This is a genomic window from Ohtaekwangia sp., assembly GCF_036568665.1.
GTDB lineage: Bacteria > Bacteroidota > Bacteroidia > Cytophagales > Cyclobacteriaceae > Ohtaekwangia.
In genome coordinates this window covers 1-9,899 of sequence record NZ_DATCSD010000067.1, presented here as the reverse complement: position 1 = coordinate 9,899, position 9,899 = coordinate 1, and the positions used below count along the sequence as shown (strand labels likewise).

The window sequence follows — 9,899 nt, the reverse complement described above, 5'->3', positions numbered from 1 at the left end:
CGTTCATACCGGCAGGGAATATTACAAGGTGAAAAATTACTTTATGAGTGTGGATGTCTCTCAAATATTAAGCGTTGTTTCAACATCCAACGTTGTTGTCTATAGAGACCGGAATTTCTAATTTAATGGAATGAAAGTGACAAAGGTTCTGGCTGCAATCAACATAGGTCTGGCTGCATACATTGTGGTTCTGCTGTTTTTAAGTATAGAGGATATACCGGTACCTCACCTTCGGATTCACTTCGCCAAATTTTTAAATTACTATTACGCTGTTTTGTAATGACATTCATCGCTGGCTGCGCGACTGTAGGGGTAACTTCGGCTTTAGGTATATTTCTATTGTCATTAAGTACCAGTTGGATACAGCCATGGTAGAGTGAAAGTGATTATTAGGTGCGTTTATGAGTAATGTAGTAAGAGGTGTAGGGTATTTTCTCGGTGCATGGATAATACTAATTCTTGCCAGCTGCGAGAACCAGACAAGCGTCAGAGCTTATCAAGATCCTTATCTTGAATCTTTTTATGGCAAGAAGATAAGGAAAATGATTTCGTATGATGCTGACGATTTGTTGTTGACAGACACTACTTCATTTGATTTGGCTGGCAACATTGTTCGCATTAAACAATTTGGACTGGTTGAACGCAGAGAATATGATAGCTTACATTTTATAAGACATTTGCTTGTCCGCAATGATGTACCCGAGAATTATTTTATAGATTATTTTCTTGACAAAGAAGGACATCTGATCCAGCATTGGACTACTGTAAATCATCTGGATTGGTATCCGAGGAAAGATCAAAAGACAAGAAACGAGAGATTTGTTGTATTTGATCTGAATAGTGACGGTTTCGTTATTAAAGAACGAGATACTGTATATAATGAACTGGTGGTATTGATATATAACGATTCTGAGAAATTATCTCGGAAGGACATACACTCAATTGACAAAAACGAACTGCTGTGGAAGGTGGAGTATATTTACGATAAGGATTTAAATCTTGATAGAATTGAAATGAAGTCGGATTCCATCAAGCTGCTAACACATTACTATTCAAAAGAAAATCATCTTTTAGATTCATCTATTGATCATATAACGGGTTATAAGACTAGGTATAAATATGAATTCTATTAAATGATTATCTATACTACGTCCTGCTGAATAACTTATTCACGCCCACAACACACATGATCGCCCACACAGCCGGGTATATTACTTTCAGTAAAATTCTTTTTCGATCTTGCAGGTGTTGTATAATTACTCCTCCGCCAGATTCGCTGTCGAGATTTAATATAGCAGGTGTTGGTTCTGCCCAGACGGAATAGGAGTATAAGTAAAGTGCGGCATCTACTATATTAAAAAGTGCGAGCAACGACCAGATGATCTGCAACAGCTTTATATCCGGATGAGACTTCTTGCGATAAAGCAGTACAGAGGCAACCAGAAATGCTATGAACGGTAAAAATGCTGCAATGCTTCCGAAATGATCGCTGCGAACTGGTAAAGGAAGCGTAAGGTCAAGGGACAGGAACGGATACGTAAACACATTGAGTACGGTAAATATTGCACCTATCGCCATCGTAATAAAGGTAAAGCGATGAAATCTCTCTATACCGGGCGACCCTACTGCTCTGAAAAAGAATACGAAATACAAAATTATGCTACCCAATAGAACCATCGTTGCAATGGTAAGAATGACCCAGGCTATGGGATTTGGTGTGAGAAGCTCCATGTTTTAGTACTTTAAAACGGGTGGCAAAGATAGAAAAAGAGTGGATGCTAAAAATAAGTTTTATGCTGACCACCGGCTGTGTTCTGAACCGCCGGGCAAAGCTAATCTGACCCGCTGACCAAAACAGTTGTATGTCAGGTCGCCATACTTTTGTTGTATTATCAATAATAAAGAATATGATCGAGTATATACGACAATACTACCTGGCCGAACGAAGCGGAGCTATGACAGGCATCGGGTTAGGGTTTGGTTTTTTGTTGCTGGCTTTGTTGCTATGGAAATTACTGCCACTCTCGGCATTAACGAAGGGGCTGGCTGTAGGTTTACTGGTAGCGGGAAGTATAAATCTTGTCGTTACAATAAGCTACTATATATATACCTCCAAACGCATCGATGGGTTGCAACAGCTTGTTACACAAGCCGACAGTACCCTGCAACAAACCGAGATACAACGCATGGAAAAAGTGTTTCGCTCTTCCTATCCCGTTGCGTTGCTGGTGGATGCCGGCATCATTCTTATCGGCATTATACTAATGATGGTTAACAATACTTTTTTCTGGAAAGGCTTTGGGTTAGCGCTGATGATCCTCGGCACTGTCGGTTTTATAGGAGAAGGTTTCTCAATGCAGAAGAACCGTGCATACCAAACGGCCATTTCCCAATTGAAATTTTAACATATACCCTGGTACCGGTCTTCAGGCCGGCACCAGGGATGTTATGTATTATTTTTTGATTACAACGGTATGGGCACCCGATCGTTTACCACGCGATACACGCACCTGGTATACACCTGCGGGTATATCTTCTGCCGGTAAGGTTATCAGATTTTCGCCACTGCTTCCGGCTGTATGGCGTATTGTTTTTAGCAGGCGACCATGCAGATCAATGAGATTTACTTCCAGCACATCATTCTGGTCTGCTATAGCGGTAATACCAATATCGCTGTTGGCGGGGTTTGGATATATCGTGAAGGGATAACGCGTTTTGGTATCATCGTTTATACCTCCGGAGGCAATAGCCGTACCGTTGCTGCTGATAACGAGATGATCGATGTTGGGGCCACTGCTGCCAATAGCAGTAGTACGAATCAGGTTCGTGCCGGCATTCAATGTAGCCGTTACTGAAATCGTATTCCAGGTAGTCCACGAAGTGGTGCGAGGGAAAGTGAGTGATGAGTTGATCACCGTTCCGTTTACACTCACCGCCAGCGATCGCGGTGTGTTACCCATGGCGTAACGGAAGGTAAGTATATAGCTGCCGGCAGCCGGTATAGCAGCGCTCCATTGTACGTAGTCGTTGGATGGATTCTGATAGTCGGCAAAGCCGGTGCCGGTAAAGCCTGGTTGATCGCTCAGCACAATAGCTCCTACAAGTGTAGCATTTTCGGCTTCGAGTGTAACAGGCGAAAATGTAGTGGCACGGAAGAGTGCCGATGCAGGTATCACTTGCTTGGTTATACCCGGTCCGGCATAACTCGATGTAAGCACAGCAGAACCTTGCCGCTCAAAGAATGTAACGGTAAGGCTATGCTTTCCGCGCTTCAGGCCAATGGTGCCGGATACTTCGCGCGTGGCATGCAGGCCATCGTTATTTACTACCAATGTTGATCCTATATATAGCTGGCTTCCATCATCCGAGCTGGTATAAAAGGTATAGGTGCCATCGGTGGGCACATCAATATAGCCGGTATACCGGAAGGCATAGTCATCTTCTCGATTGCGCGGAGTAAGATTGATGGTAGTGACCGTTCCTGTTTCTACCGGTGTTAATGTATTGAAGTTTGGTAACGCGCTCCATGCGCCTTCATAGTATTGATATACCAGGCCCGCTACTGTATTGGCCGGATTGTCGGGTTCACGTAAAGAAGCAGTGCGATATACAGCCGTATAGGTTATATCATCTACCGGAGTAGATATAGTTTGTGTGGCACTGCCGCCATGAAGCCAGCGATCAAACTCATACGTTATACCGCCTGCAGTCTGGGGTGATACAACACCGATCGTACGTAATATACCTTCTACACTAAGATCAGATGTGGGTGTGGTAACAGGTTGCCCATCGAGCGTTACCTGTAATCCTGCGGGCTGTGTAGCCAAACTTATCGTTGATTTCCGCGGGAGTATATCTCGCTGCACGGTATCGCGTAAACCTTTAGAATCCGTCACGATCAGATATAGTCTGTACCAGACATTGTCGGCTACTTCGCCACTGGTAGGAATGGTGAATGATCCGCTCTTTACACCATCAGCAATCGGAGGGCCGTCATGGTGATGTGTGTCGTGATGAAAATCTACGAGCCAGGTAAATGCGCTTGCAGGTAATGTACCATCTTCCGGGTCGGTAGCATCGCCCGAGAAGTTGATCACATCGCCACCGCGATAGAGTGTTCCTGCTGCCGGTGTAAGTATAGTGGCTGTTGGCGGAGCATTGAAGGTTGTTACAGTGAGTTGAGCCGCATTACTCGTTGCAGTGCCCACCGAGTTTGATACAATAACACGATATGCTCCCGCATCGGAGGCTTGCGTACTGGCAATCGTGTAAGTCGAAGCCGTAGCTCCGCTGATGTTTGCGTTATTCTTTTGCCATTGATAAGTGAGTGGTGCCGTGCCTGTAGCAGTAACCGAGAAGGTAGCCGGTTGTCCGGCCGATACCGTTACACTGGCCGGTTGTGTTACTATAGCGGGTGCTGTATTTACAGTATAAATGATGCGAAACAGTGCGCCACTGCTTCGTTCAAGATAGTATAGATTGCCATCGTTGCCTACGTCAATACTCAGTGCATCGCCACCGAGCCCTGTAGCAAAAGGTAAACGTGTTGCCGTTGAGCCGGATATACTCAGCATATTGATCCAGCGATTACAGAGATCCTGAAAGAAATATCGCCCGGTATATTGAGCCGGATAGTTGGTAGAGGCCGGGTTGAAAAATACACCTCCGGTAATCGCACAACCTACACCATCGCCAGAGCCATGCTGGTATGCATATACCGGGTTGGTATAGGAGGGGTTGGTGCCGTTGCCTTCTGTAGCGGGCCATCCGAAGTTGAGTCCACCGGTAGTGGCATCGTTGATTTCCTCCCATGTACTTTGCCCTACATCATTTACAAATATTCTTCCGGTGCCGGGTTGCACATCAAAGGTATAGGGGTTACGCAGTCCATACGCCCATACTCTTCTGCGTTGTTCAGATCCTGTTGTGAATGGATTGCCCGCAGGCACCGAACCATCCGGATTGATGCGCAGTACTTTGCCATGATATGTATCAAGATTTTGGGCGTTGGCCGAGTTGGCGTTTTCTCCAATGGCTACATAGAGCAGTCCGTTCTTGAAATGCATAGCCCCACCGTTGTGGTTGGTAGCACTGCTCAGCGGATCGAGGTTTAGGAGTATAACTTCACTGCCGGCTAATACTACATCGCCATTGGCTGTAAAACGACTGATGCGATTTCGCGAACCATCCGGTAAGGTATAGTATAGATATATATACCCGTTAGTAGCAAAGTTCGGATCGAGCGCTATACCAATAAGTCCGCGCTCACCGCTGGAGTTTACACTGAGTTGAATGAAAGGTGTAGTGAGCAGTGCACCGTTTTTAATTACGCGCAACGCTCCGTTTTGCTGGGCTACAAATATTCTTCCATCGGGAGCGAACGCCATCACGGTTGGATTGCTGATGCCATTGGCAACTTGTACGCGACTGAAGCCTGCCGGAAAGGTCTGGGCAAGCAACGCTGTACACAGGAACATGTACATGACCAGGAAAAAGCAACGTGCTTTTCCTGCTGAGGGAAAGGTAAGCAAATGCATGTATGTGATCGTTTAAAGTGTTATCATAAGCCGGTGTTATAAGTTCGTATAGCGGGCTGATCGTGAAAGTATATTTCACGACAAGCGCCTATATAGTACAGATTCTTTATGACCGATTTGCAAACGCAGAGAATACGCGTTCCACACCTTTATTTACACACAACACATCTATCTTACACACGCAAAGGTATTTGAAAAAGGAACGGCCACCACGGTGGATCGGATGTAGTGGCGCATGATTCGTTAAATAATAGTGCCATGGCTGTGAGCAACGTTTCAGGGGTGTGCCGTGCCGATGCTATGAGCAGAGGGGGAGGAATGTATCCAATTGGAGACCTTGAACCTTAAACTTCGAACCTTAAACGAAGAAGTGTTCGTGGCGACTTGTGTGTTTGTGCCCCGATGCGGGTGACTGGTGTATACATAACATAAACTTCATGTGGCTATATCGGCAGGAAATAGTTTTCTCCTATTTTTAGAACAGGAAACGTGTTTCAACTATTTATTTTTTCAGGATGGATAAATCTATTGGATCGACTAACGGATATACTTTTTTTGATCGTGATCTGAGCTGGCTATCATTCAATGAGCGGGTGCTGATGGAGGCGGAGGGAGAGGCTGTGCCGGTAATGGAACGTATTCGCTTTCTTTCTATATACTCCTCCAATCTCGATGAGTTTTATCGTGTACGGGTGCCGGCCATTGCTGCACTGAAGCGATTGGCTCCAATAGGGCGTGAGCGTAAAGCGTATAGCGATACGTTGCAGCGCATTCATGAAACGGTAGTGCGTCAGCAGAAACATTTTGGCGATGTTATTGAATCGCAGATACTGCCCTTGCTGCGCAGGCATGCTATACACCTGGTATATAATGAGGCTATGCCTGCCGTTATTCACGATGCTATCTGGCATTACTTTATGTATACCGTAGCTACCTATATTCAGATCGTGCCCATCGAAGAGGGTACGCATTTCTTCTCGGAGAATAACAAGCTATACCTGCTGGTAAGCACACGCACCCGTAAGCAGGCTATACGAAACTATATTGTTACAATTCCTTCTGATTCCGTATCGCGTTTTTACCGCATTGCGCAGGGTGATACAACGTACCTTGTATTCCTGGATGATATAGTCAAGTTTAATCTCTCGCAGATATTGAAAGATGAAGAGGTATTGAGCTGCCATAGTTTCAAGATCACGCGCGATTCAGAGCTCAACCTCGAAGATGAATTTACCGGCAACCTGGCAAAGAAGATCGAAAATAAAATAGCGGAGCGCGACTACGGTTTGGCTACACGCTTTCTGTTTGAACCGGGTATATCTCCCAAAGTATTGAACATGCTCAAGAATTGTCTCGACCTGGAAGATGCCAGCTTTATTCAGGGGGGAGTATATCACAACCTGAAAGATCTTGCTTCATTGCCTTTACACGATGCTGCCTTTCAATACGGAGCGTGGCCTCGTACAGAGCTTGCTATACCGGCAGGTACTTCGCTGTTCGAAACTATTCGTCAACGGGATATACTGTTGCATCCGCCTTATCATACTTACGATGCTGTGCTGCGGTTTTTCAATGAAGCTTCGCTCGATCCTTCGGTAAAAACAATCTATGTAACACTATACCGTGTAGCGAACGATTCACGTATTGCCAGTGCGCTGATCAGCGCTGCCCGTAATGGAAAGAAGGTAATTGTTTTTGTTGAGTTAAAGGCCCGCTTTGATGAAGCCAACAACATCAAGTGGTCGAAGAAGATGCGTGCAGCAGGCGTACGCATCATTGAAAGTATACCGGGCCTGAAAGTGCATGCCAAGCTGGCCCTGGTAAAACGGAAGCAGGGCAGTAAAACGGATCTGCTCGGATTAATTGCTACGGGTAATTTTAACGAATCAACCGCACGTTATTATACCGATCATGTATTGATGACTTCGAATGAAGCAATGCTTGCCGAAGTGGAGTCGCTGTTTAACTTTTTGAAGAAGCGCAAGAAGCGAACCAAAAAAGATCGTATTGATTTCCGTCATTTACTGGTAGGGCACTTCAATCTGCAGGAACGATTTATAGCGTTGATCGATCGCGAGATCAGTAACGCACAACAAGGATTACCATCCGGCATCACCATCAAATTTAACAACCTCGAAGATAAAGTTCTTATCGAGAAATTATACCAGGCATCACAGGCCGGTGTTCGCATCACCATGATCGTGCGGGGTATATGTTGTCTGGTACCGGGCGTGAAAGGCATGAGCGAGACTATATCTGTAACGCGCATTATTGATCGTTACCTGGAGCATGGTCGCATTTTTATATTCGAGAACAACGGTGACCGGGAAATATACCTGGGTTCTGCCGACTGGATGAATCGCAATATATACCGCAGAATAGAAGTATGCTTCCCGGTATATGATGCAGGTTTGAAAGCAGAAGTGCTGGAGATTGTAAAACTGCAACTGGCCGATAACACACAAGCTGTTACCATCGATGAATATTGCACCAACTGCAAGCCTGCGCGCAGGGCGGGAGAGGAAGATGTTCGTTCGCAGCTGGCTATTGCGCAGATGATAAAACAAAAAGCTTCAGGAGCATAACACTCCAGAAGCTTTTATTTTATAGTGGTTGTATTTTTAGTTCTTCACAATCTTCGTTTCTATTACTGAAGCAGCATCGGTACTTTGCAATATATATACTCCGGCCGGATAATTTCTCATATCAAATATACCGAGGCGTTTGCCTGAGCTCTGTTGCAGTTCCAGTGTGCCGACCTGCTGGCCCGATACGTTCAGGAGGCGGAACGCTGTAACGTTTAAGTTGCCGGGCACTTCTACGTGCAGTTCTTTTACTACCGGGTTCGGGTATAGTGTTACAGAAGCTTCGCCATGTTCTATACCGGCTACGATAAGTTCGCGCTCAGCCGAGGTAGTACAGCCATTGTAGGTAACATCCACACGATATATACCGGAAGTATGTTCAATCTTTACCGACTGTGTTGTTGCGTTCGCGATGATGGCGTTGTTAAAATACCACTGGTTGCCGGTAGCGTAGTTGCTGATGAGTGAATCACCGTTCTCCATGATCACCGCTTCTTCCAGTGTTACAATCTCTGCTACTACTGGCTTACGTGTGCCTTCGCATCCCAACGCACTTACGGCTGATACATAGTATGTTTTAGATTGCGTAAGGGCAGGTGTAGTATACGATGCGCCTTGTGCAGAACCTATAGCGGCTGTAGCAGTACCCGATTCGTACCAGCGGTAAGAACCATTGTCGGGAGCGCCCGTTGCCTGCAGCGTAACCTGGCCTTGTGTACATTGTTTGCCATTGGTTACCGAAGCAATCTCTGCGCGGGCAGCAACATTCAGCACAATAGTCTTTACAACGTCAGGGCTACAGCCATTACCTACAGCTTTGATCAGTATAGTATCAGCACCGGTAGAAAGTCCGGCCTGTGGTATACTCAGTTTTATACTGCTGCCTGTACCCGCTACACCAGCCGATGTAGTGGTTGTATTTTTTACCTGCGCTGTATAAGTAATGTTTGCCTGCGAGTTCTGTACATCTACAATCGCGCTTGTATTGGAACATACATCTTTAGCAGACGCTACAAAGCTTGACGATACTGTAGGGTAGGAGAATGTTACGGCAAAGCGGTTGCTGCCATAACTTTCCTGCTTGGCGGTTACTGCGAAGCTATACGATTTCTTGTCGCGTATATTTATAGTGCTGTTGGTGAAATTATCGACCAATGTGATTTGTACAGCAGCCGGGAATGATTCGTAATCAGAGAAGTCCAGTGTATAGCTGCCGGCATCGGCATTGGCTATATTTAACTTCACCGTGCTGTTACAACTGAACAGTGGCAGCGAGTTTATCGCCAATACTTTTCCATCGGCCATTACACTCGAGAGGTTGAATAATGTGTTCGGGAGTTTCAATGCATCAGCATTGGTATCGAAGTTCTCTGTTGCATCCGAGCGGAAATGTATTACCGCTTCATCGCGCGTTGTTCCGCTTACCATTGCTACACGCAATACATCTTCCGGTGAACCTTTCTTGAAGAAGGTAGTTTGTGAACCAGCTGCTTTTACGTTTTCGTTGGCGCGTAACACAGGTGTTCCGCTGCCGTTTGCCTTTACCCAGAAGCCCTGACCCATAGCAATGCGACTAGACCCACCGTTGGTACCTACTACACCGTTCCAGGCAGCAACCTGTGTGTTGGTAGATCCGTTGTCGCGGATATAGATCGAAGCATCGATGTTCGTCTTCGTCCAGCCGCTGGCTGAATTCCAGTCGATCGTAGAAGGGAACGGATTACCCACCAGGTTCCATCCGTCATTGGCAATGGTACCGCTGGAAGTATAGTTCATC

Annotated in this window: 6 protein-coding genes; 3 read left to right on the top strand and 3 right to left on the bottom strand. The window is 45.8% G+C overall.

Going from position 1 to position 9,899, the window contains the following annotated elements:
* Positions 1-401 precede the first annotated feature (401 nt).
* Entirely contained in the window at positions 402-1,133 is a 732-nt protein-coding gene (locus VIN08_RS03700) for a hypothetical protein (protein WP_331960416.1), read from the top strand.
* Between the two features lie 13 nt (positions 1,134-1,146).
* Here the strand turns inward: VIN08_RS03700 and VIN08_RS03695 are convergent, their stop codons facing one another.
* Positions 1,147-1,731, bottom strand: a complete 585-nt coding sequence (locus tag VIN08_RS03695) for a hypothetical protein (protein WP_331960413.1) — start codon at positions 1,729-1,731, stop codon at positions 1,147-1,149.
* A 176-nt stretch (positions 1,732-1,907) separates the two neighbouring features.
* Between VIN08_RS03695 and VIN08_RS03690 the strand changes: the two genes are divergently transcribed.
* Positions 1,908-2,405 carry a hypothetical protein gene (locus tag VIN08_RS03690; RefSeq protein WP_331960410.1) on the top strand — a complete coding sequence of 166 codons (498 nt, stop codon included), beginning with the start codon at positions 1,908-1,910 and terminating at the stop codon, positions 2,403-2,405.
* Between the two features lie 48 nt (positions 2,406-2,453).
* Here VIN08_RS03690 and VIN08_RS03685 read toward each other — a convergent pair whose 3' ends face one another.
* On the bottom strand, positions 2,454-5,537 hold the full coding sequence (locus VIN08_RS03685) for a PQQ-dependent sugar dehydrogenase (protein ID WP_331960406.1): 3,084 nt from the start codon (positions 5,535-5,537) through the stop codon (positions 2,454-2,456).
* 515 nt (positions 5,538-6,052) lie between these two features.
* Between VIN08_RS03685 and ppk1 the strand changes: the two genes are divergently transcribed.
* Complete coding sequence (ppk1, locus tag VIN08_RS03680; RefSeq protein ID WP_331960403.1) at positions 6,053-8,122, top strand: polyphosphate kinase 1; 2,070 nt, start codon at positions 6,053-6,055, stop codon at positions 8,120-8,122.
* A 36-nt stretch (positions 8,123-8,158) separates the two neighbouring features.
* On the opposite strand, the gene VIN08_RS03675 is transcribed toward ppk1, so the two are convergent.
* Positions 8,159-9,899, bottom strand: a 1,741-nt coding sequence (locus VIN08_RS03675; RefSeq protein WP_331960400.1) for a T9SS type A sorting domain-containing protein, incomplete at its 5' end; no start/stop codon positions are given.